Origin of the sequence: Ruminococcus flavefaciens (assembly GCF_900116855.1) — a bacterium.
In the GTDB taxonomy this organism is placed as follows: Bacteria; Bacillota; Clostridia; order Oscillospirales; family Ruminococcaceae; genus Ruminococcus; species Ruminococcus flavefaciens_R.
Window position 1 is genome coordinate 143103 of record NZ_UETD01000003.1, and the last position, 21134, is coordinate 164236.

Consider the following 21134-nt stretch of genomic DNA (forward strand, 5'->3'; position numbering starts at 1 on the left):
AGAGGTTAGTCTTTCATGTAGTAGTTGCTCTCAAAGCCTGCTGCCTTGAGTGGGAGCCCCGGTGCCCACGGTATCGGGGTGCCCATAAGGTCACACGCAGCGTCGACGCTTACCTGGTCTCGGCCGCAGTCTATGACCGCCTCGTCGTGTATGTGCATAACTACTTGCAATCCTGCTGCATCGAGCCTTTCAAGAGTTACAGCAAGACAGTCTCGGGCTACCGCCTGCACTATATTCTCTGTGAGTTTACCGCCGTAGGTAGCAATGACGCCCCATTTGCCCGTTTTCTGATTGACGCCGTAGTAGTGCAGCGCCTGTTTACCGAGGTCATTCTCAGCAAGGAAAGGGTGAGGATAAAAGAGCTTGCGGCCACTCGGGAGCTGCACTGTAAAAAAGTCAAGCCCTGCACCGCAGTCATATTCTCTTGCAAATATGATGTTCTGATTAATGCCGACTCTCTGACCTGTTGCCATTACCTCAAGCGCAGCATTCTCGCAGGTGTACCAGAGATCTCTTATTCTCGGATTAGCCTTACGCCAACGCTGTACGATATCGGGAAGCTCGTCCTCAGAGAGCCCCATATCAAGTGCGCCCATGTTAATAAGAGCACCCGCGCTGCCCTGGTAGCCGAGAGCGAGCTCGGCGACTTTACCCTTAGCGCGGAGCGAATACTCAGGGTTGCCCTTCTTGATCTTCTCGATAGGGACGCCGAACATACTTGATGCAGAAGCCTCATAGATCTTACCGTGAGTGTTAAATACCTCAAGTCTCCATTGCTCTCCTGCGAGCCATGCTATAACTCTTGCCTCAATGGCTGAGAAGTCCGCCACAACGAATTTGTTGCCCTCAGACGGGATGAATGCTGTTCTGATCAGCTGTGACAGTGTATCAGGCACATTACCATAAATGAGCTTTATTGCGGCCGTATTCTTATTTTTTACAAGGTCCCTGGCCGTATCTAAGGTATCCATATAGTTTCGAGGAAGGTTCTGAACCTGTATGAGCCGCCCTGCCCAGCGCCCGGTGCGATTACCACCGTAGAACTGGAGGAGACCCCGCGCCCTTCCGTCACTGCAAATGCACGTTTCCATAGCCTCATATTTACTTACTGAAGACTTACCGAGCTCGCGTCTGATCTCAAGCACTCGGTTCACGTCAGAGCTTGGTAAGTCACGGTCAAGTAATTCTGCGACTTTAGCTTTACTAAGTGTGTCGATGTCCTCAGACAGCTCCTTAGTAAGCCACTTCTTAAGCTGAGATACCGACTTTGGATTTCTGAGACCCGTAAGCTTTGTAGCTTCGGCCATAAGCTCATCAGTAATACAAGCGTTGCAGTGGAGAGCGCCCTCGATGAGATCCCTGTCAAGATTAACGCCGTAAGCGTTGATCCTCATATCAAGTTCCCATTGCCTCTGTACATCATCACTGACGGGGAAGGCTGACAGTATACGCCATATACTGTTTTCTGAATAGACGTCCTGCATACAGTAGTCCTTGAAGATCTTCCACTTCTCGGGCTCATGCTGCGGCAGGTTACGAGTGCGGCCGCCGTTGGCCTTAGTAGGTTTACAAGGCTTGCAGAAGTAGCGGATGAGCGATTGCCCCACGCCCATTTTCTTTTTATCCTGCGGAAGCTTCAATGCCTCACCTATAGCGGCAAGCCCACTGGGATAACCGAGGTAGAGGCCATGAAGCATTGTGCAACGCCACTGCTGCAACCATTCATTCTGAGTCTCCTGAGGCAGCTTGAGGTGCTTCGACAGACAGTACCACTCAAACGCTGCGTTGTATGCCCGTTTCGTAACATTAGGGTCAAGCATGGCAATCTCTATATCAAAAGGGATGCGCTCACTGGCTGTAAGGTCAACTATCTGTACGGGCTCGTCATCAACACGATAGGCAAAAAGCAGTATTTGAAACTGAGGGGACTGCACATATTTGTACAGTCCCGATTTCTTCAGGTCGACGTCAGAATAAGTCTCGATGTCGATAGATAGATTAGTCATCAGAACGGAAGCGGTCCGCCAGGGAAGCCCTGAGCCGGGGCAGGCTGAGACTGAGGCTCCCATGTAGCAGCTCCGTAAAGCTGCTGTGACTGCTGCGGCTGCTGCTGATAGGGAGCAGGCTGCTGCACAGGTGCTGAGTAAGGCTGCTGCGCATATACAGGCTGCTGAGCAGGTGCTCCGTACTGCTGAGGCTGCTGATAATTAGCAGGCTGTATAGGTGTAAAAGCAGGGGCAGAGGCGTTGCCGAAGTCCTGTGCCGCTGTAGAACCGCCGCCGAGAGGCTCGCCGTCGCGCAGCTTCTGCACGTTCCCAAGACCGCAGCCGATGCCCTTTTTGCCGGCCTGATTATAGGCGAAGAACCTTATTGATACTCTGCCATAGCAGCCGCTGTAGACAGAGGTCGCCGAAAGAATAGGCTGGCAGTTTTCATCAACGACTTCCGGGCGCTGCTTAGAGCTTGCTGTGAATACCCAGCAGCCGCGGCATTCTTCGCCAAACGGCTCACCGTTAGGGCGTCTGCCGTCACCGTCGTGGATAGGGATAGCAGGCATTGCAGGCATCTGACCGCCGAACTTTGTTGCTACGCCGTTCTGAAGCTCTGCCTGGATCTCTCTGTCGATGTTTGCCTTTGTTACAGTGTCACTCTTAGGAAGCAGAACAGTTACCTGATACTTAGGATCCCCACCGTTCTGGTTAGCTCTGGGCTCGAATACGTTTACATAGGAGAGGCGTACTTCTCCTGTTACGATAGTGTTTGACATATTGATAGTCCTCCTTGATTACTTAAAGTCTTCCGCTGCGGACGTCCCCTGGACGTATGTAGCTCTTTTGTCTGAGATCGGCGCAAGCGCAGGCTTGCCCTTGGACTTCTCGACGAGATCCGAGAAGCTGTCCGTGAATACCTTCTTGCCGAGCAACTTCTCAAGTGCTGCAGGCGAGAGAACCTTACGCTCATAGGCGAGGTCGCTGCTCTGTCCGATAGACTCAAGACGCTTCGGCACGTCGTCAGGATTGATAAAGGCTCTTGTGCCTCTGCCCTCGACTGCCTTCCAACCGCTGAGCTCACCGCCGTCGAGGATCTTGGCGAGTGCATACTCCTTGAGGTCCTCGTACCATGCTACGAGCTGCGCTCCCTTTGTGAGAGCTTCCGCGAGCTCTGTATCGTTAAGCATAGGATCCGTAGCGGTCGGATCGTTGTCGGGCTTTCTGAACTCATACTGTGCAAGCGCAAGGTTGTCCGCAGCACGCTTCTTGCAAGTCGCTGCGACCTTGCAGAACCTGCAGTGCTCACCGCTCTTGAACTCTCCCTGGCCGTTGAACGCGAGCTGAGCTGTGGGCTGTATAGAGAAGCCCCATGCGAGGAGATCGGCGGTGCTTATCGACCAGTCGTCAATATTGCTAAGTCTCGGCTGTACGATATGCAGCGTTACCTTATTGAAGCTGTATATGAGGCCGAACTTGCTGATAGCTCCGAGGGCGTAAAGTTTGAGCTGAGGGTTGTCCTCAGGTGAGACAAGTACGCCCTTGCCGTACTTAAAGTCGATTACATGAAGCTCATCGCCGAATAGTATCAGACAGTCGGCCGTGCCGGAGCCCTCAGGGGCGAATGTGCTATAGTCGACCTGCTCCTCGGCTCTGATTGTAGGCGGCCCGTTGAAACTTGTAGCGATCTTCTTTATGTAGTCGAGATACTCCTCGGTGTATCCGTCCATTTCGGGCTGATACAGCGGATCACTCTTGAGCTTCTTGAGCTTAGCGGTGATAGACCGCTTAGGTATGGCAGATATGTAGCCTCTGAGCTTGATCTCACACATTGCATGGGCGAGTGTGCCCTCAGCTGCATAGCTGCTCTCCTTGTCATCTGCTCCTGCATTGAGCTTAGCGGAAGGTGGACAGTTAAGCCACCTTGCCGAAGAGCTTGCAGAAAGGAGCGCGTGCGTTCCTGGCATTACAGTACACCTCCGAGAGAGCGCAGACCGTTAGCGAACTCACCGTATCTTGCCTGGGGGAGCTCTGCAAGTGAGCTGACACCGAAGGAAGCAATGAGCTTCTGGAGATCTGCGAGCTTGCCAGAGTCAGCGAGCGGACCGCAAGCGGCCTGCAGCTGAGCTATAGAATACATCGGAGCCGATGTCGGAGCTCCTGTTACCTGGGGCGGAGCCTGTGTCTGAGGCTGCACCTGAGGAGGCTGCTGCGGCATGGGCTGCGCTGTATACGCAGGTGCTCCGGTATACACAGGAGCCTGAGGAGCAGCAGGAACAGGAGCAGGTGCGTTGTTGTAAGGAGATCCACCGAACTGCTGCACAGCGGTCTGCACGGCGGGCATAGCCGCAGGAGCAGGTGCCTCTACCTTATAAGGGTACTCGTTGGATAAGAGAGCGATCACCTTTTTCGCCGACTCTGTTGTTACCTGGATAGTCATCTCGAATGTCTTCTCGTTCATAATTATTTACCTCCGTATTGATTATATTTGTACACCATTTGCAGGTGTCACCTATGATTTCAATGCTGCCGCAGTAAGGGCAGTGCTTAGGATGAGCGCCCATTTAGCTTCACCCTACGTATCTTGGCCATGATCTCCGGGATCGTATCCTTTACACGGAGTAAGCCGACAATGTGGCAGGTTATTTCACGGTAACTTCCTCTGTCGTGCATCTCCTTTATTATGTCGATGTCGAGCTCGAAGTTTACGCCGTCGATGTCAGTTAATGTTATCATTCTGGATCCTCCTTCTTACTGTGTCTTGCATCACATACCCTGATCGTCATATCACGCGCCACCTGATAGGGGACACACAGGCAGCGGCCGACAATGTTTATAAGAGAGTCAATGGCAAGCATCGCCTCTGCGGATAGCTCAAGGGGGGGGCCTGAGGCACTTACCTCAGCCGTTTTTTCTTTTACCTTTATCTCTAACATTTGACATTTTTCCTTTCATGATGTATAATATAGATGTCGTTATACATATTTGTATCTTATTCATGCTCCCTTAGGGGAGCTTTTTTTCTTTATTTTGTAGCACCTGTCAACCTCTTTATAGCGTCGAAGCTGTACACCTTTACGCAGTCGCCTTTTGGCTCGTAATCACCATTGAGATTATAATTATCATACCAACCTTCGGGAGCATTAGTATCAATCATAAAAAAGTATCTGTCCTCGCCATGATACTCATTTATTGCCTGTGCTATCTCCTCAATTGTAAGGGTGCCACGCTTTTTCTCTACCCAATACCCGTCGTCATTGTAGTCAAACTCTACTGTTATACCTCTTTTCATTTTTAACCTCCGAACCTTGCCATGATGTGCCGTGCTACTTCCGCGGGCACGTCGGTGAACTCGTCATCGTCCACGCCGACGACTATTGCAGGCCCCATGATCTTAACGCCTGCGATCGCAGAGGCTAAGATGTTCGGCGGCATCTGATGCAGCCTGCCTTCCTCGTTAACGACCATAGCTGCCTGCCCCGGTACCAATGTAACTACTTCTATGTATCCGAGAACGGCCGCCTGCAGCGCATCAAGTGTATTTGCAATGTCGATTTCGCTGAGGCCCGATCTGTCTACCCGTATCGCTTTCAACTCAATCACCTCCTCAAATTCTTTTCAGCACGTCGCGCGCCAGGGCAGACAAGCTGTCGCCTGTGACATTGATCTTGCGGTCAGACGAGTAACCTTCTGAGGTCAACCAGTATACTGTTACAATCTCGATCTCGTCATCGAGTATCTCATACTCAGCCTTTAAGATATCTCTGTCGATCGCCCTGAGGAGCTGAAGCAGCTCATGGCGGACGAAGTTAAACTTCTGCTCATGTACTTTATCCACTTATGCCACCGTCCTTTCTTAAAGCATCTATCTGCAGCATCTCTGCGCTAAAGAACTCGACATACTTTGCAAGCTCCTGGTCTTTAGCATCGAGCTGAGCCTTGAGCTCACGGCGCTGCTTTATCAGCCTTGCGACCTTTTTGCGAATGCCGTCGAGGACATCATCTTCAGAGCAGATCTGTTTAGGTGCGCTGCCTATTATGATCGGCTCAGGCTCGTTCTGCTTCTTTTCTCTCTGCGCGGCTAAGGAAGCCTCAAATATCTGCTGCTTCTCCTCCTGTGAGATGTTTGCTGTTTTGCTGTGCTCCTGCTCCTCGATTTGTTCTCCTTTGCTGAGAGCGGCATCGAAGTCCTTGACGGCCTCAACGGCTTCGTTGATTATAGCCTGCTCCTTTGGAGCTTCGTCTATCAGCTCATCCTCAAGGCGCTTCTTCTTGTGGCTGCCACCGTTGAGGATCCTCAGATTGACGCCGTGCTCCTTGAGGATATCCTTGATGATGCCTATGGACGACTCATGCAGATCGGCTTCTATCTCCACCTGCTTGCGCTTGTCCTTGGCGCCAAGTATGTTCTTGACGATGATAGACTGCTCGTTTTCAGAAATTGCTTTATGCTTGCCCATGCTCATGTACTCCTTTACTTTTTTATTGATGCCCACAGGCTGCGGCGGTTGCGGTAGATAGCCCAGCTATCCCGAACCTTTTTGTATGCCGGTGGCCTAAGTGCCTCTCTCCTTGCCTCCGATTTCTCCTGAGACTTTCTCCGCAGCTCAACGCGAAGTCTGTGCAGGCAGTACAGCTCAACGCAAGAGAGGATAATGAGAAGTATCCCCCCGAATAGATTTATCTTGTCCATGATTTGCCTCCTTACTGCACGCCGAACTGGCAGCACCACCAACGGACAAAGTGCCCTGTCGGTATTACAAAGCCTGCGTTGACCTTACCCGGCTGCCTCTGAGCGATGCCCAGGTAGCCGTGCTGCGTGATCGCATTACGGACGCTGTCCTCGGAGCAGTGCCACCACTCCGCCAGTACCTTGACGGGTATCTGGAAGGGGTGAGCCTCGACAATCTCGGCAAGCTTTTCAGTATCCTGTGCGATAAACTCTTTGATCTTATCCGTTCCTGTCATAGCGATTGCTCCTTTCACACTTTTTTGTTTTCTTTATGCACTTGTGTCTTCCTTATTAGTGAGTTCATAGCGGCCATTGCTGTAAATCAGCGACACACCAAGGGCGTCAGCAATCTTCTCGGCAACGCGGCGGCTATCATTGGCTCCGCACATAAAGCACTTTATAGTGCTTTCCTCGAGCCCGGACATACTGGCAATCTGTGCGTAAGTTAGGTTTTTCTCTTTAGCCATTACCTTAGCAATGTGCCTAAAATTATCGAACAAAAACATTCACCTCCCACAAAAAATTGAAAATACCATTGACAAGAGTTGACAAAACTGATACTATAATAGTGAGCAAGTTTATAAAAGCCAAACCTTTAGGGAAATACGGTTTAGCTTTTGACAATTAGTTGTGGTTTTGACAACTTCTGTATCTATTATAGTTCTCATTTCCTCAACTGTCAATACAAAAATTGGCAAAACATAAACTTTTGTCAGAGATTACAAAAAGGCGGTGAGTTTTATGGGCACATTTGACAGAATACAGTACTTACTTATGGCGCAGGATCGCACACAAAAAGAGCTAACTGACTATCTCGGAATTGAAAAAAGCGTTTACTCAACGTGGAAAAATGGAAAAAGCAAATCATACAATAAATATTTAACTGAAATATCGGAGTTCTTTCACACAACACCTGCGTTCTTAATGGGGTGGACAGATGATCCGATAGATTATGAAAACTCAGACGAGGTAAAAAATGCGCCACTCGATATCATAGAACATTTTGGTGGCGATGCAAAAAAGATTTACAATGCGGTTAAAGCGGTAGATGCTGATAACGAGGGAACCTCATCAGTAAGAACTATCGCGCCTCCCGTAGCCGAAAAGCAAGGCGATGTACAAAATGGGTGGAGCACCATTCTTGAAAGCTACAAATCTTCTTTTGACGTTCCTTTTTTGAAAAATACCTATACAGAGATGTCTGGCAGTTCTGATGTAATGAAAAAATATTATGACTCTACCAAAGACGATGAACATATCTTTTATCATTATTTTGGAAGTCCTGGAATAGGAAAAACTAAAATTGATAGCACAAGTAGGGATTTTGCAAAGATATATACTGCATATTGTAAACTTAATGATATAGGGAAAAGAAAAGCAGTTGAGCGCATAGAGGAGCTCGCAGAGATCGAAAGGTATAAAAAATAAGCCCCTGCCGTAAAGGCAGAGGCCGATGAGAGGGGCGATTACATGGGCAGACCGAAAAAAGACGCTCCGAACAGAGCTGACGGATTGTATGAGGTTAAGGTCACGATCGGTAAGGACTTTAGCGGCAAGCTCATTCGTAAGAGCTTCTATAGTACCGTGAGTAAGGCCGACGCGAGAGCTAAGGCAGAGCAGTACAAAATCAACCAGGCTCTACAGGAGGTGACGGGGGAGACCTATAACGCAGCTCCCTTTTTTACTAAGATAGCAAATGAGTTCCTGGAGCTCAAGAAGGGGACTATTAAAAACAGTACCTACAACTTTACATACTATACGCCTGCGACTAAATACATCATACCTTACTTCGGCAGCAAGCGTATATCAGATATCCGCAAGAACGATATCGAGCTTTACCTTAAAAAGGTGAAGCAGGAGCATAGCTTCTCCGATGAGACAGTGAGAAAGCATTACATCTGCCTCAATCAGATCTTTAACAATGCGTACCAGAATGGATTTATAAGCCGTAACCCTTGCGTGGGTATTAAGCTGCAGAGCTCGCAGAAGTCTCCTAAGAGGACATACAGTGATGAGGAGACCTGGCTTGTACTGGAATACTGTCCATACCACCGGTACGGCCTTGCGGTGCATCTCATGCTCGCCTATGGCATATCACGCAGCGAGCTTCTCGGTTTGCGCTGGGCAGATGTGGACGTGGAGAAAGCAGTGCTTGAAATCAATCAGGGTGTCGTAGAGGCCAAGGATCCTGACACGGGGAAGACGGAGCTCGTCATTGGTGCTCCTAAGAACGAGTTCCGGCAGAGGGTTATCCCAATCTCAGATGCTACCATCAAACTACTTGAGCAGCAGCGGGTAAGTTTTCCGAAAGCTGAGTATGTTATCTGTAGTCAGAAGGGGAGAGTGTGCATACCGAGTACATGGCACGAGAGGCACTATAAGACTTTTATGCAGGACATGAGAAGCTACTACGCAAGCTATGGCATTGACATTCCTGCGCTTAATCCTCATGAGCTGAGGCACACTCGGACGTCGCTCTGGGTAAACTCAGATGTCAATCTGTTTGCTGTTGCTTCGGTCATGGGCTGGGCGGACCTTAAGATGCTCCGTAAGAGATATGCGCACCCCGACATTGATAAAATCCGAGATGCAATCAAGTAATTACTACGACACTATTACGACATTTAAGACAGTTTTTCTTGAACTATCTCAGGTGCAGCGAAAGCGGCAAACGACTATCTATTGAGGTTTTCTCGGGCGCTGCGCTGTTTGTGGGACGTCATTGAAAAAGTCTGGCAGTGTGGGGGTCAGGGGTTCGAATCCCCTATGCTCCACCATTTTTAAGGCTCGGAAACGGCTATATTCGGTCGTTTCTGAGCTTCGTTTTTTTTAAAAATGTTCGTAACCACTTATCAACCACTTGTTTTTCAATTTAACCATTTCTATTCTGTCCGCAGAGCGTTCGCCCTGCGGACCTATTTTTAGCCAATTGTCAGTCCTAAGTTTTCTTCCTCCTGCTCGTCCTCATCTTCATCTGAGCACGTCGCTTCAGCTTCTGTGCTTTTGTTTTCTTCTGTCGAAGCTTCGTTTGTGAAGCGCAGGGCGTTTGTGATCGCCTCGCAGTTGCGTGCTCTTGCTTCCTGAAACATATGGGAATACAGGTTCAAAGTCGTTCCTACGACGCTGTGTCCCATGTCAGCTGATACTGCCACTACGTCCATTCCCTCATAGATAAGCAGCGAAGCGTGTAAGTGTCGCAGAGTGTGTAGCCCTCGGAAGGGAATATTGATCTTCTCGCAATAATCTCTCAGCCACTTATAAGGCGTTTGCGGATGCATCGGAGCTCCGTTCCATTTGGTGAACAGCCTGTCGTGATCCTCCCACTTGCTACCAAGTCTCTCCGCTTCTTTTGACTGCTCCTGTTGAAATCTTTTCAGCAGCTCCATTACAGTTTCCGGAAATTTGGAAATGCGCTGAGACTTTTTTGTCTTGGTAGTATCGGTATAGATCCCCTTTTCAGCTGTGTACTGCGAGGTGCGTCTTATTTTAATGGTGTTGTAGTCGAAGTCAATATCCTTCCATTACAGACCAAGCATTTCGCTTCTTCGGAATCCGCTATAAATTGCAAGCGTAAGATACACCTGATAGTTTAAAGGCTCATCCGGCAGATTGCGGAACAGCTTTTTAACCTCATCTATGGTGTAGATCTGTTTCTCGTCCTGTTCCTGTTTCGGCACATATACTCGTCTGCAAGGGTTGTCCGTCAGCATTCCCATGCGTATAGCATAGCTGAATACGTCACTGATAAAGCTCAGGTGATGCACTGCCGTTTTCCTCGACAGCGGCTTACCTGTGTTCATATTCTTGCCGTTGACAAGCATATCGGTCACGAACTTCTGAATATCACGTGCCGTTATCTTGTCGAGTCGCTTGTGCCCTATGGCAGGATAGACACGCTTGGTGAGCTGTTTCATTCGTGCGTATGAGGTCGGTCTGAGGTTGACTTTAGCATATTCCTCAAACCACTGCTCTGCGAATCTCTCGAACTTGACAGCCGATGTTATCTGTCCCCTCTTGCACTCTTCCTCGAACAGGACAGCCTGACGAGTGAGTTCCTTTTCAATTTGCTTCGGTGTCATACCCGGCTCAGGCTTGTAGCTCTTGAACTGATTTCGCTGCTTGCCGTCTACACCATAGCCGCATGACACTCTTATCTGGTACGTTCCCTCGGAACGCTTTCTGATTGTCGCCATATATTTAAAAACCTCCGTTTCAAAACTATGGCGCATTTCCTCCACCGACATTATACCACAGGTCTGCGGAAATGTCTATCAGAAATGCGCCGTTCGTGTTAAAAATCTCCTTTACTGATAAAATCGCTCACGCTGTTTCTCCACGGAGGTATCTCAGAAAAAGCTCCTTGTTGATGAGATACTTTTTCCCTGCCATGATGTGCGGTACTTGGTCATTGATGCACATCTGACGGACTCTGTATTCGGTCAGCCCTTCTACAAGAGCTGCCGCCTCCTTTATGGTAAGCATTACGATTTTGGTTTCTGTTTTGTTTTCAGCCATTCGATCATACTCCTTCTATTTGTCTTATTTCTGTTTCCTGTGTGAATTAAAATGTTCATTTTCATCTTTCCTTTACTAAAAATCTAAGGGTACGGCTCTGTCCGTACCCTTTCCATTTTGATTGTTATGATTTTATTTCAGGTTCTCGCTTCCGCCGAACAGCACATCAATTATCAGTTCTGCACAGTCACGGAAGCCATGTATGTAGCTCTCCGCTACCATTGTCTCGGACAGCATTCCCTGCATATCCGTTATCTCGTTCAGCAGCTTCTTATCGTCAGCCGACAGTCTTTTCTCCAGTGTGTTGCACATCTCGAGGAGCTCCAGACTTCGTTTTGTGTAGTCTGATTCCTGCCTCACGTCGTGCTGACACGGTATGACGTTTCCGTAGTATAGATCCTGCAACTTCATCGCCGCGGTCACCTCCTGACCAACTATCATACCACAGCTTCCAGCCGAAATCCATTCACCAGACCTGACGAAAACCGGCTGTTGAAACAAAGCACACCTCACAGGACTATCCCATGTGTATTCCAAGAGCTTCCTTGCACTCTCGCTCCTCGGCGAGAGCTTTGCTGTCAATGTGTTCCCGAGCGTACTCAGTATCATCGACAGGTTCGTCCTCAATTATCGAAGCCACAGCTGTAACGCCGCCGACAACGCTATCAATACTGACTGCGAAATCACTATCCACTTGGCTGCTTTCAATCTGAGCCTGTGCTTGTATTCGTCGAGCTCTTTCAGTTTCAAGCCATATTCCACGTTCAGCTTCCCAGCCTGTGAGGACAGATTCGCTGTCGCTTTCTCCAGTTGAGCCGTTGCTGTTTCTGACAGTTCCGCTGCCTGATTCAGCAGCTCCCGACAGGTCGCTATGGTATCTCTCTGCTCGGAGCGTACTGTTTTCAGCACCTGTTCTGTATCCGCTTTCGTCGCCAGTACCGAGAGTCTGGTGAGTATTTCCAGCTGCTCCTGCGACATCAGCTTGTTCAATTCTATCAGCGCTCTCCAGTTGGAATCGAGCACTACCACTGTCGGCTGAGTGTCCGCCGCTGCCGACAATTCCTTGTCGTACATCTGCTGTAATTCTTCTTGCTTTGAATTCATACTCCATATTCTCCTTTCTATACTTGTCGCCATGAAGCTTGTTGTCACGGCACTTTCTGCCATTGGGGCAAGTGTAGGTGATGTATTTGCGGTTGTCCTCCCACCTGACACCGTAGCCCTGCTGTTTCATCATGAAACAGAATTGCTTCTTTGACTTCGCCTGTTTCATCACTTGGTTTATGACATTCATCAGCTCCCACTTGAAGCTCTCGCCACGCTTGGCTGACCTGTACTCGCTGTCGGAGAGGTAGTCCCTGTTCATTTTCTTCTTGGGAGTATCAAGCACATGAACTCCGTACCTCTGACAGATCTCATCGCTGAGATTCATCAGCTGCTCAATGCTCTCCTTGTTGGAATGATACTTCTTTCCGTCCCCAAAGCTGACCGAGTTGAACACGAAGTGTGAGTGGATATGCTCTCTGTCAATGTGAGTTGCAACTACACACTCATACTTCCCGAAGGCTTTCTCTGCAAGCTCCACCACAATCTTGTGAGCAAGCTCAGGCTCAATTTTGTAGCCGCTGGGGAAGCTCTGCACCAGATGATAGTACAGCCGTCCGTTAGGCTTGTGATACAGGTTCTTGGTTGCAGTCATTTCTTCGAGAGCAGTCTCGGGCGAGCAGTTGACTCCAGTCACAAAACGTTTGTCCTCTGAGACCGTCTTTTCCTTTCTGCTGACGTAGTTGAGGACGTTCCTCATTCCGCCAGCGGTCTGAGTTTTGTTGTTGATAAAATGGATTATGGGCATCACTTCACCACCTTTGCTATCTCACAGACTGCCGCTGTCACTGCCCTGTGCTGCTCCACAAGCTCGTCCAGTCTGACAGAGTGGAGCCGCCCTTCATGTGCCAGCATTGCTATCTGATTAAGGTTCCGTCCGATTGCTTTCTGCTGTTTTGCAACCTCGTCCAGTCCGTCAGCTACGATAATCTTCTTGTCCATTGCCGACCTAAGAACGAAGTCGCTGAGAGACAGCTTGTGCCGCTGAGCCTTACTGTGTATCCGCTCATACTCGTCATCGGTACAGCGGATAGTGATTGTTCTGTTCCTTTTTCGCATATTTCGACCTCCTTTGCTTCCGTTTTGTGTTGTGTTTCGTCGCGCCGACATTGGTGCTTCCTGACCGTTTGGACTATGCGGAGGCGCAATTGGGCGCGGCACCTCGCCGCAGGGGGTTCGGGGTTCGCCCCGACCAGCAAGCGTTCGGCGGACTGCCGAATGCGATGCTGGCATTTCATACCTCCGTCGCCTGTACTGCTCCGTCAGCGGTAGTTTTCTCCTTATGCCAATTCCGCCACACTCGCTTCATGTTGCGCCACAATCGCTTCTATGGCGGCAGGTGGGATAACTACCCGATTTGGACTGCTGCGGCAAAAACGGGTGTTCTTGTGCGTGACAGTAACTCTGCCGTGACAGTAAAACTACCGACACGAAAACCTACTGACACGTTCCGCAGATGAAGCTATATAGAGCTTTGTGAGCTGTCAGGCAGTGCCTGCGTGACGGTAACATTTCTACCGTCACTACTGTCACGCTCGCCGTTGTAGTGAAGAATGATTACACGACCTTTGTGAACTCTTTCGTACCTGAAATCAATTCCGTACTTGCTGAGTTCATAACCATTTTGAACCAAGTCGCGCGTTACTCTGTTCGGATAAATAACTTCATCGGTAACTGATTTGAGTTCAGCAACTAACTCAGTTGCAGTACCTTCAAAGTGGATTCGCTCCTTAATGAAAAGATAAACAGCAGAGAGAACAATATTGTCGCGGCTCTTCTGTGTCGCAGGCTCGTTCTCAACTATCCAGCGCATGACATCGGTATCGAAATGCATTCGCAGTTCAGTGTATTCAATGTCACGGCCTTGACAATACATAATAGCTTTTCCTGAGCCGCACTTTGTTTCCTTGAGCGCAAAGTTGCCGTCAGTTGCACCGCCAATACCTGTACTGCCTGTCATCATATTGAACGGATTATCGTCCTTAGCTTTTCGCATATGATGTATCATCAGTATGCATATACCTAAGCGGTATGTGACTTGTTTGAGTGCGATCAGTTCTGCATAATCAGAACCATAACTCGACTCAACATTGCTGCGCACCATTTGCATAACGTCAATCACAACTATCTTTAAGTCATCGTGATCTTTCTTGAATGCTTCTATCTGTTCTTCGAGACCTGCACCGATTTTGTCAGCAGCAAGTGCAAAGTGCAGATTCTCAATCGGTTCGGCATTCATCTTAAACAATCTGCGCTGTAGTCGCTGATAGTTATCCTCGAGACAAAGATACAAAGCAGTTCCTTGAATAGTACCACGTCCGAGTACAGAAACTCCTGTTGCAATGCTGAGACAGATATCCATTGCCAGCCATGACTTGCCTACCTTCTGTGCACCTGCAAGGACATACAGTCCCTGTGTAAGCAGTCCGTCAATGATGAACTCCTTCGGCTTGAATACTGTTGTCAGTATTTCTTCTGCAGTTTTCGTTTGTAACATATTACTCATAGCATTCCTCCTTTCCCATAAGATTCCCGAACACAGCCAACAGCTTTTTTCGTTACGGGCAACTGCTCGCGCGAACTATTTGTGTGGGCTGTGTCGCGCGGATTTTTACTCTCCACAAGTAAAAATGTGGGAGCAGTATTCTTATTGCATTTTGGTATGTTTTTGACTATTATTTAAGGCTGCAGATCACGAACGCATCAGGACATAGTACGTCCCAGCATAGCAGACACACTGTTTTGAACAGCAGTATCCGCCGCACTATGCCTGACGAATCAGGAGCCGCCCGACTGCACATCGGACTCATAGACAACCTAAATGCTCGGCTGCCCTGGCACACTCCCATTGCCTGCGACGGTTTTATCACGCTCGGACTGTGGCTGAGTGTAAGTATCCGTTCCCGACTTTCATCGCTTACTTCACATCTGCGCTATGTGAAACCAGAGATGTTATCGCTCGGCTTTTGCGTCATCGCGCATCTCTGGGCTGGTACGGCTCACCGCCCCACCATCGGAAACAACGTAACTCCTGATCCCATATTCAATTTTCAAGTTGCTGTTTAGTTTTTAATTGTTCATTTTAGGTCACCTCTCCGTATAATTGATTGTGTAATATATTACATCTAATATCATATTACACAGCTTTCAGAAGAATGAGCAGCGCTGATAATCAAGCTCTGCTCATCATCATGTTTATTTGTAATTGCATATCGGATATATGCTATTACTCTTTCTCGTTTATATTATAACACACTATTTTTATTTGTCAAGGCCTCCATTTTTATTTTGAAACAAAAAGAGCAAAGCGTCAATGCTTTGCTCTTGATTTGTATACGTTGTATTGATTTCGGCATCTTGCAGAACAGAACTCGCTGCGTATGTCGGTGGCATAGAACAGCTTTCCGCAGTGTTTGCAGGTACGGAGCGGCTTCTTATCGTCTGTCACTGCTTTTGCGAATGCGAGGTCTATCATCGCTTTGAGCGAATCATACTCGCACAGTAGGTTCAGACCGTTCCTGTCATCTATCTTGTATGTTAGGCGAGGAGGCATGAACTTCGTCAGTTTTGATTCTTTGCCTATCGTGAAGCTGTACAGATACTTGAAGTACTTCTTCACCCACTCAAGCGGCTCGCAGTACTTATACTTCCGTAGGAACATTGTCGAGTATATCGGACTGCGATAATACAGTCTCAGCTTGCCCTTTTGGTTTGATTTAGCCATTATGTCGATGTTATCACAAGGGAAGAAGACCTTTGCGAACTCGTTCACATCAACGATACCGCTGTCAGTGAAGATATTGTCACGAACGATGACACGCTCGCTTTTACCTATATCCGAGCCTGCAATATCAGGCATAATACCGAGCAAACCGTATTTGTGAACGAAGTCCAGCACCATTTCGTTCTGAACGAGGTCGTTCTCAGTCAGGTACTTGCCAAGATTTAGTGCGTCGGTCATCATTTCATTTTCGCTGTTTATCGGATCGTACACCGAACCGTACTCGCATGGAACAATGTACTCTGTGCCGTCTATGCTCTGTATCTCGTATCTTGTATTCTTATGCCAGTGGCTTACTAATAATTGTTCCATACGACCCTCTCGTAATTGTATTGATATATGTTTATATTACTTACTGATTTTATTCTAACATATTGTTTTGTGCTTGTCAAGTCTTGATAAATTATAAAGTGAGGACGCCACTTGAAAACAACGTCCAACTTTATTCCATTAAACTTTATTTATTTCACTCATACGTTCTTTAGCAACGAATTTCCAAAACTTCTTAATAAATAAAAAAAATGCAACCACACAGACAAAAACGATAACAACATTGGTCAGCATAATTTCTACAAACGGCATTGTCAGGATTGTTTTTGAATATGTATTCAAGCTGTTCATGTAATGATCAGAACAAATCAATGCTATTATATCCGAAACAACAAGTGAAATCAAGATTACGGTGCAAAGCTGATAAGCTATCATTACAGAAATATTCCTTCTGCTTATTCCTAGAGCTGACATTATAGCGTACTCCTTTGTATTGTTATGCACATTCAAATACGCTATAACAAAACAGTTCATGACCACAAAAATAAAAGTAAAAATAAGAATAAAGCAATAAATAATGTTCATTACTTTTATCTGCCTGTTGTTTCTGTAGGCTTCATTTACATTGATGAGGTTTATGTAGCTTTTTCCCGTAAACAAGCTTGTAAGTTTGTCCTCAGCCTCCTTTGTGACATTGTAGAATATTCTTGAAGGAGCATAGCCGCTACCGAATAGTTCTTCATATGTCTCAAAATTTACCAGCAACACTGTAGCCGTCGCGGAGGTTGGAATAAGTCCATTATAATTATTTTGGACACCTATTATCTCCAAAGTATACTCTTCATCTATCTGTATCTTTGAGAAATACTCCATTTTAATTCCTACCGTATGCTTATTGTTGTAATTGATTATATTTCTGTAAGCGATAGCCTGCGCATTTTCGAGTTCAATTCCCATTTGCTTCTGCTGTTTTTCATTTATGCCAACTATAATAAATGGAATCTCAACACTATCTTTGAAATTGTTGTTAAGATCGTATTGCAAATCTGAATTTTTCGATAAAAGATCGATATAGTCCTTTGTAATAAGCTCCTTCGGAACGGCAAATCTGCACTGTGCGCTGTAAAAAGGGACAGCCGTACAGCCTTCTATCTTCGGATCAGATATAGTCTGCATATAGTCTTCGGCATCGTTGTAGATACTTCCAAATGTGAGACTCGTATCAATATCGGCAACGTAATCAAAGCCCTCAAAATTGTCCATATCCTTTGTAACAGACTTGAAGTACAGTGTCATGACAGGAAAAGAACAAACCAGAAAACAGATAACGATAAAGGTGAGAATATTTGATATCCATGAGGCTTTAATGTGACGCTTTACGATATAATAATTCGATATTTTCTCTTTTGTTTCACGCTTTCTAACTTTTATGGCGTGAACATTCTTAACTGTATTAATATCGGATCTTTTTATCCGTATCATTAAAACTGTTAAAGTTACAGCATCATATATAATGGCTATAGCAAGCGCAAGACATAATATTATAAGTATGCCATTGCTCTTCATAAAATCGTTGACATCAGTATTGTAGGTATACTCATAAAGTCTATTTATTACGGGCATAAACGACAGAGTCAGAACCGCTCCCGAAATAACAGCAAGAGCTATTACCCTCAAAACACATATAAACAAACTATTCCTTATCGCTTTCAGAGATATTCCCATTAACCTTTCAATCCCGATATTGCGCTTGTGATGCATTATAATTACAGAAATGAAATGTGAAAAAGCGGCAATTATCATTGCAAGCATAAGAAGCATAATAGGTCTGTACATCATTCGCATTTCGCTCTTATTCATGGATATTGCCCATTTGTTCATATTATACTGAACGTTTCTGCATTTGTTTTCATACACGTTCATTAAACTCTGACATCTTTTTATATTGGTCGTCGAGAATGCTATTGAGTTTATCTCTTTTGGCTGAGCCGTAAAACAATGTATTTCATTAAAACCGAATGTTGACCAGAGTCTGTTTGCGGTAAATGTGCCTGTTACTGTATATTCCTTTTCGCCAAGTTCTATTTTGCTGCCAATAAACTCATCAAAAGGAATGCCAAGTTCAAACAGAAACGATGATTCACAGCATATCTCATCAGCATTCTTAGGGAAAGTACCACTTAATAAGTTATATTCCGTGAAGCTGAAGTACTCCTGCGGAACAGCATCAATATAGCATGGTCTATCCCCTGGAAGTTCTACAGTATTTCTTTCAAATTCTATTGTTTTGGTTACTCCAATCTCAGTAGAGAGCTTACTAATTATCTCCTCCGATGTATCATATATTGTACAATGCTGAAATCCGTACTTATTATCGCCGTATTTCATATCCAGCATTGTCTCATAAAACAAAGTTACTGAACAAAAAAAGAAAACGGAAACAACTACAAGTAAATATAGGATAAAATAATATTTTTTTGGCTTTTTCAAGCTGTTAACAAGCAGTTTATCACTCATTTTTCGTTCACCGTTATTTCTTCGCATTTCCCGTCGGATACTATTATACGGCGATCAGCAAGAAGCGCATATTTTTCCTCATGTGTGACATAAATCAGGCAGCATGAATTGCTTTTTGCATATGAAATTAGCAATTCAAACACCTTGCCCGAGTTGAATGAGTCGAGATTCCCTGTAGGCTCGTCTGCAAAAATCACCTTCGGCTTAATAAGCAACGCACGACAGATTGCTACTCGCTGCTGCTCGCCGCCCGAAAGCTCGTGAGGATAATTCAGAAGCTTATCCTTGATTCCGCATTCTGTAACTATCTTTTCAAAAAGCTCTTTATCATAGCCCTTTTCCTTATACTGAACCGGAAGTATTATATTCTCATGAACATTCAGAGTAGAAACAAGATAGAAATCCTGAAAAACAAAGCTGAAATTCTTAAGTCTGAATTCAGCTCTCTGATTTTCTGAAAGCCTGGTTATATCTTTTTTGTTGTATATAACTGTTCCATCAGTAGGAGTATCAAGTGTTGAAAGTACATTAATGAGTGTGCTTTTTCCCGAGCCCGACTGACCTGTTATCGCAATAATATCAGTATTACCTATCGTCAGGCTAACATCATTAAGAGCGGTGCAGGCTGTTTTGCCTGCACCGTAGATTTTTGTTATATTCTTTGCCGTAATCATTTTTTACCTCGTAGAGACACAATGTTAAAATTTTACATCACTATTTTTTATTATTTCCATGCCTTCGACATTCACTCTATATTGTTTGCCATTTGCATTACATATCACGCTAATTGAGACATTACGCAGCATTTCCGCTATTTCTTCTTCGGTATAGCTTTTCTTGTAGATATAAATAACACATGAATGTTGCTGATTTCCCTTTGATTCAATTAAAACCGGATCCAAAGAATTGGCAAATAAAAATAAACTGTTGTCTGGAACTGAATCCACCATTGTTTCCATTACTGTTGCATCGTTGTCAAATGTATTATTATGTATATCACAAAGAAATGCCACACTTATATAATCATCAGCATTATCTGACGGTAAATTTTGAATATCTCCTATAATTTGATAGCCAGTTCCTTGGCTTTGAACAATTTTAATTGTATCTTTGAAATATTCTTCCCATGGTATCGGACCAGAATGAGTTGTTGTTGAACAGCAGTTCAGTTTTGCCGTAAACGGATGATTCTTTGATTGATATAATCTAAATCCGTAATAGATAATACCTACTACAATTAAAGCTATAAGGAAATATCTTGTGATTTTTTTAAACAATTCCATATCTCACCATATTCTTGAAGTTGTTTTAGCATGATCTGTTGTATGTATTACACGATAACTAGGCTTTTGAGCACCATTGTTTAAACTTTTTTCTATTTCACTTAGCTTTTTTGCCCAAACATAATTAGAATGATAACATAATCTGATTTCAGGCTCAGTACACCATACAAATGTTGAATGATCATATGAACCATCACTTGAGAAGTCAATTTGTATTATATCGCCACGCTTAACGTTATATTTTTTTGCAAAATCATCGCAATATTCTAAATTTGAATCACAGGAACATAATGGGTCGTTAAACCAGCTTTTTCGTGTTAAATAATTATACAAACCGGCTTCTTTTTTTCCTTCAACTCTTGACCAAGTCGATGACCAAGTATCGTGTGAAACATCAAAATTATCCTTTAATTTATAATAAAACCACTCATCATCATCATAATAACCGCAATTACTCCCCCAAATACGATTTTTGATCCTAAAAGTAATACTTGGTGATCCTTCCATTTTATATCCACCATAATACAAAGCTTGAGATACATAATTTGTACAATCGGCCCCCATTTTACAAAAAACTTCATTGATTTTACAATCTCTTGTTTTGGGCATAGTATACCCAGCTTCGTTTGCTCCACAAAAAGCAAGAACATAGTCACCTGCTTTTTTTACGTCATAATAAGCGCTTGAATTTGAACTATGAGCAGCAAATGCAGATGTATAATTTGCTGTTAGCATTAATGAAGTTGCTACTGCCAGTAATGAAGCTTTAAATATTGTTTTCATTGCTTTCTCCTTTATAATATATAATTTTAAAAGATTACACATATACAATTTATATTATAATATATGCGATTAAACTTGTCAATAAACGATTTGGAATATATCATATTTTTATCATTATTTGTATAGAGCAGCAATTAGACTATAATATATAACGTTTAAAT

General features: G+C 45.3%; 27 protein-coding genes. 2 read left to right on the plus strand and 25 right to left on the minus strand.

Annotated elements, in window-relative coordinates:
- Positions 1 to 5: 5 nt before the first annotated feature.
- From DSZ37_RS03065 to DSZ37_RS03125, 13 genes are all read right to left on the minus strand, one after another.
- Positions 6 to 2006: a DNA polymerase gene (locus DSZ37_RS03065; RefSeq protein ID WP_109725504.1), complete on the minus strand. Its 2001-nt coding sequence runs from the start codon at positions 2004 to 2006 to the stop codon at positions 6 to 8.
- Positions 2006 to 2767: a DUF2815 family protein gene (locus DSZ37_RS03070; protein WP_109725505.1), complete on the minus strand. Its 762-nt coding sequence runs from the start codon at positions 2765 to 2767 to the stop codon at positions 2006 to 2008. The genes DSZ37_RS03065 and DSZ37_RS03070 overlap by 1 nt, the downstream gene beginning before the upstream one ends.
- 18 nt (positions 2768 to 2785) lie before the next feature.
- On the minus strand, positions 2786 to 3955 hold the full coding sequence (locus DSZ37_RS03075; RefSeq protein WP_109725506.1) for a DUF2800 domain-containing protein: 1170 nt from the start codon (positions 3953 to 3955) through the stop codon (positions 2786 to 2788).
- Positions 3955 to 4449, minus strand: coding sequence for a hypothetical protein (locus tag DSZ37_RS03080; protein ID WP_109725507.1), 495 nt, complete (start codon positions 4447 to 4449; stop codon positions 3955 to 3957). Before DSZ37_RS03080 ends, DSZ37_RS03075 begins: the two co-directional genes overlap by 1 nt.
- Positions 4450 to 4535: 86 nt before the next feature.
- The gene (locus DSZ37_RS03085; protein WP_109725508.1) at positions 4536 to 4724 is read right to left on the minus strand and encodes a hypothetical protein; all 189 of its coding nucleotides are present in this window, start codon (positions 4722 to 4724) and stop codon (positions 4536 to 4538) included.
- Positions 4721 to 4924 carry a hypothetical protein gene (locus tag DSZ37_RS03090; protein WP_109725509.1) on the minus strand — a complete coding sequence of 68 codons (204 nt, stop codon included), beginning with the start codon at positions 4922 to 4924 and terminating at the stop codon, positions 4721 to 4723. Before DSZ37_RS03090 ends, DSZ37_RS03085 begins: the two co-directional genes overlap by 4 nt.
- An 89-nt stretch (positions 4925 to 5013) precedes the next feature.
- Positions 5014 to 5280: a hypothetical protein gene (locus DSZ37_RS03095; protein ID WP_109725510.1), complete on the minus strand. Its 267-nt coding sequence runs from the start codon at positions 5278 to 5280 to the stop codon at positions 5014 to 5016.
- A 2-nt stretch (positions 5281 to 5282) separates the two neighbouring features.
- Positions 5283 to 5582, minus strand: a complete 300-nt coding sequence (locus DSZ37_RS03100) for a DUF3846 domain-containing protein (protein WP_109725511.1) — start codon at positions 5580 to 5582, stop codon at positions 5283 to 5285.
- 13 nt (positions 5583 to 5595) lie between these two features.
- Entirely contained in the window at positions 5596 to 5826 is a 231-nt protein-coding gene (locus tag DSZ37_RS03105) for a hypothetical protein (protein ID WP_109725512.1), read from the minus strand.
- Positions 5819 to 6448: a hypothetical protein gene (locus DSZ37_RS03110; protein WP_109725513.1), complete on the minus strand. Its 630-nt coding sequence runs from the start codon at positions 6446 to 6448 to the stop codon at positions 5819 to 5821. Before DSZ37_RS03110 ends, DSZ37_RS03105 begins: the two co-directional genes overlap by 8 nt.
- A gap of 14 nt (positions 6449 to 6462) precedes the next feature.
- The gene (locus tag DSZ37_RS03115) at positions 6463 to 6681 is read right to left on the minus strand and encodes a hypothetical protein (RefSeq protein ID WP_109725514.1); all 219 of its coding nucleotides are present in this window, start codon (positions 6679 to 6681) and stop codon (positions 6463 to 6465) included.
- Positions 6682 to 6692: 11 nt separating this feature from the next.
- Positions 6693 to 6974, minus strand: a complete 282-nt coding sequence (locus DSZ37_RS03120; RefSeq protein ID WP_146198147.1) for a hypothetical protein — start codon at positions 6972 to 6974, stop codon at positions 6693 to 6695.
- 15 nt (positions 6975 to 6989) lie between these two features.
- Positions 6990 to 7220 carry a helix-turn-helix domain-containing protein gene (locus tag DSZ37_RS03125; protein WP_146198148.1) on the minus strand — a complete coding sequence of 77 codons (231 nt, stop codon included), beginning with the start codon at positions 7218 to 7220 and terminating at the stop codon, positions 6990 to 6992.
- 241 nt (positions 7221 to 7461) lie between these two features.
- On the opposite strand from DSZ37_RS03125, the gene DSZ37_RS03130 reads away from it, so the two are divergent.
- Together DSZ37_RS03130 and DSZ37_RS03135 are read left to right on the plus strand one after the other, a co-directional pair.
- Positions 7462 to 8148: a helix-turn-helix domain-containing protein gene (locus DSZ37_RS03130; RefSeq protein ID WP_109725517.1), complete on the plus strand. Its 687-nt coding sequence runs from the start codon at positions 7462 to 7464 to the stop codon at positions 8146 to 8148.
- 42 nt (positions 8149 to 8190) lie between these two features.
- On the plus strand, positions 8191 to 9321 hold the full coding sequence (locus tag DSZ37_RS03135; protein WP_109725518.1) for a tyrosine-type recombinase/integrase: 1131 nt from the start codon (positions 8191 to 8193) through the stop codon (positions 9319 to 9321).
- A gap of 320 nt (positions 9322 to 9641) precedes the next feature.
- Here the strand turns inward: DSZ37_RS03135 and DSZ37_RS18150 are convergent, their stop codons facing one another.
- From DSZ37_RS18150 to DSZ37_RS03195, 12 genes are all read right to left on the minus strand, one after another.
- Positions 9642 to 10232, minus strand: coding sequence for a site-specific integrase (locus DSZ37_RS18150; RefSeq protein WP_347504395.1), 591 nt, complete (start codon positions 10230 to 10232; stop codon positions 9642 to 9644).
- Positions 10233 to 10241: 9 nt separating this feature from the next.
- Positions 10242 to 10913, minus strand: coding sequence for a site-specific integrase (locus tag DSZ37_RS18155; RefSeq protein WP_347504369.1), 672 nt, complete (start codon positions 10911 to 10913; stop codon positions 10242 to 10244).
- 127 nt (positions 10914 to 11040) lie between these two features.
- The gene (locus DSZ37_RS03145) at positions 11041 to 11235 is read right to left on the minus strand and encodes a helix-turn-helix domain-containing protein (RefSeq protein WP_072301224.1); all 195 of its coding nucleotides are present in this window, start codon (positions 11233 to 11235) and stop codon (positions 11041 to 11043) included.
- Between the two features lie 132 nt (positions 11236 to 11367).
- The gene (locus tag DSZ37_RS03150; RefSeq protein WP_242978552.1) at positions 11368 to 11676 is read right to left on the minus strand and encodes a DUF6809 family protein; all 309 of its coding nucleotides are present in this window, start codon (positions 11674 to 11676) and stop codon (positions 11368 to 11370) included.
- 76 nt (positions 11677 to 11752) lie between these two features.
- Entirely contained in the window at positions 11753 to 13087 is a 1335-nt protein-coding gene (locus tag DSZ37_RS03155; RefSeq protein ID WP_109725520.1) for a relaxase/mobilization nuclease domain-containing protein, read from the minus strand.
- Positions 13087 to 13398 carry a plasmid mobilization protein gene (locus DSZ37_RS03160; protein WP_109725521.1) on the minus strand — a complete coding sequence of 104 codons (312 nt, stop codon included), beginning with the start codon at positions 13396 to 13398 and terminating at the stop codon, positions 13087 to 13089. Before DSZ37_RS03160 ends, DSZ37_RS03155 begins: the two co-directional genes overlap by 1 nt.
- A gap of 403 nt (positions 13399 to 13801) precedes the next feature.
- Complete coding sequence (locus tag DSZ37_RS03170) at positions 13802 to 14845, minus strand: AAA family ATPase (protein ID WP_109725523.1); 1044 nt, start codon at positions 14843 to 14845, stop codon at positions 13802 to 13804.
- A gap of 804 nt (positions 14846 to 15649) precedes the next feature.
- On the minus strand, positions 15650 to 16432 hold the full coding sequence (locus tag DSZ37_RS03175) for a hypothetical protein (RefSeq protein ID WP_109725524.1): 783 nt from the start codon (positions 16430 to 16432) through the stop codon (positions 15650 to 15652).
- A gap of 138 nt (positions 16433 to 16570) precedes the next feature.
- On the minus strand, positions 16571 to 18907 hold the full coding sequence (locus DSZ37_RS03180) for an FtsX-like permease family protein (RefSeq protein ID WP_181380216.1): 2337 nt from the start codon (positions 18905 to 18907) through the stop codon (positions 16571 to 16573).
- Complete coding sequence (locus tag DSZ37_RS03185; protein WP_109725526.1) at positions 18904 to 19581, minus strand: ABC transporter ATP-binding protein; 678 nt, start codon at positions 19579 to 19581, stop codon at positions 18904 to 18906. The genes DSZ37_RS03180 and DSZ37_RS03185 overlap by 4 nt, the downstream gene beginning before the upstream one ends.
- Before the next feature lie 24 nt (positions 19582 to 19605).
- The gene (locus tag DSZ37_RS03190; protein ID WP_146198149.1) at positions 19606 to 20184 is read right to left on the minus strand and encodes a hypothetical protein; all 579 of its coding nucleotides are present in this window, start codon (positions 20182 to 20184) and stop codon (positions 19606 to 19608) included.
- 9 nt (positions 20185 to 20193) lie between these two features.
- The gene (locus DSZ37_RS03195; RefSeq protein WP_181380217.1) at positions 20194 to 20973 is read right to left on the minus strand and encodes an amidase domain-containing protein; all 780 of its coding nucleotides are present in this window, start codon (positions 20971 to 20973) and stop codon (positions 20194 to 20196) included.
- Between the last annotated feature and the right edge of the window lie 161 nt (positions 20974 to 21134).

Bases quoted from the DNA above. Each gene is read 5' to 3' on its own strand.
- DSZ37_RS03065 (WP_109725504.1), bottom strand. From the start codon at position 2,006: ATGACTAATCTATCTATCGACATCGAGACTTATTCTGACGTCGACCTG.
- DSZ37_RS03070 (WP_109725505.1), bottom strand. From the start codon at position 2,767: ATGTCAAACACTATCGTAACAGGAGAAGTACGCCTCTCCTATGTAAAC.
- DSZ37_RS03075 (WP_109725506.1), bottom strand. From the start codon at position 3,955: ATGCCAGGAACGCACGCGCTCCTTTCTGCAAGCTCTTCGGCAAGGTGG.
- DSZ37_RS03080 (WP_109725507.1), bottom strand. From the start codon at position 4,449: ATGAACGAGAAGACATTCGAGATGACTATCCAGGTAACAACAGAGTCG.
- DSZ37_RS03085 (WP_109725508.1), bottom strand. From the start codon at position 4,724: ATGATAACATTAACTGACATCGACGGCGTAAACTTCGAGCTCGACATC.
- DSZ37_RS03090 (WP_109725509.1), bottom strand. From the start codon at position 4,924: ATGTTAGAGATAAAGGTAAAAGAAAAAACGGCTGAGGTAAGTGCCTCA.
- DSZ37_RS03095 (WP_109725510.1), bottom strand. From the start codon at position 5,280: ATGAAAAGAGGTATAACAGTAGAGTTTGACTACAATGACGACGGGTAT.
- DSZ37_RS03110 (WP_109725513.1), bottom strand. From the start codon at position 6,448: ATGGGCAAGCATAAAGCAATTTCTGAAAACGAGCAGTCTATCATCGTC.
- DSZ37_RS03115 (WP_109725514.1), bottom strand. From the start codon at position 6,681: ATGGACAAGATAAATCTATTCGGGGGGATACTTCTCATTATCCTCTCT.
- DSZ37_RS03130 (WP_109725517.1), top strand. From the start codon at position 7,462: ATGGGCACATTTGACAGAATACAGTACTTACTTATGGCGCAGGATCGC.
- DSZ37_RS03135 (WP_109725518.1), top strand. From the start codon at position 8,191: ATGGGCAGACCGAAAAAAGACGCTCCGAACAGAGCTGACGGATTGTAT.
- DSZ37_RS18155 (WP_347504369.1), bottom strand. From the start codon at position 10,913: ATGGCGACAATCAGAAAGCGTTCCGAGGGAACGTACCAGATAAGAGTG.
- DSZ37_RS03145 (WP_072301224.1), bottom strand. From the start codon at position 11,235: ATGGCTGAAAACAAAACAGAAACCAAAATCGTAATGCTTACCATAAAG.
- DSZ37_RS03150 (WP_242978552.1), bottom strand. From the start codon at position 11,676: ATGATAGTTGGTCAGGAGGTGACCGCGGCGATGAAGTTGCAGGATCTA.
- DSZ37_RS03155 (WP_109725520.1), bottom strand. From the start codon at position 13,087: ATGCCCATAATCCATTTTATCAACAACAAAACTCAGACCGCTGGCGGA.
- DSZ37_RS03160 (WP_109725521.1), bottom strand. From the start codon at position 13,398: ATGCGAAAAAGGAACAGAACAATCACTATCCGCTGTACCGATGACGAG.
- DSZ37_RS03170 (WP_109725523.1), bottom strand. From the start codon at position 14,845: ATGAGTAATATGTTACAAACGAAAACTGCAGAAGAAATACTGACAACA.
- DSZ37_RS03175 (WP_109725524.1), bottom strand. From the start codon at position 16,432: ATGGAACAATTATTAGTAAGCCACTGGCATAAGAATACAAGATACGAG.
- DSZ37_RS03180 (WP_181380216.1), bottom strand. From the start codon at position 18,907: ATGAGTGATAAACTGCTTGTTAACAGCTTGAAAAAGCCAAAAAAATAT.
- DSZ37_RS03185 (WP_109725526.1), bottom strand. From the start codon at position 19,581: ATGATTACGGCAAAGAATATAACAAAAATCTACGGTGCAGGCAAAACA.
- DSZ37_RS03195 (WP_181380217.1), bottom strand. From the start codon at position 20,973: ATGAAAACAATATTTAAAGCTTCATTACTGGCAGTAGCAACTTCATTA.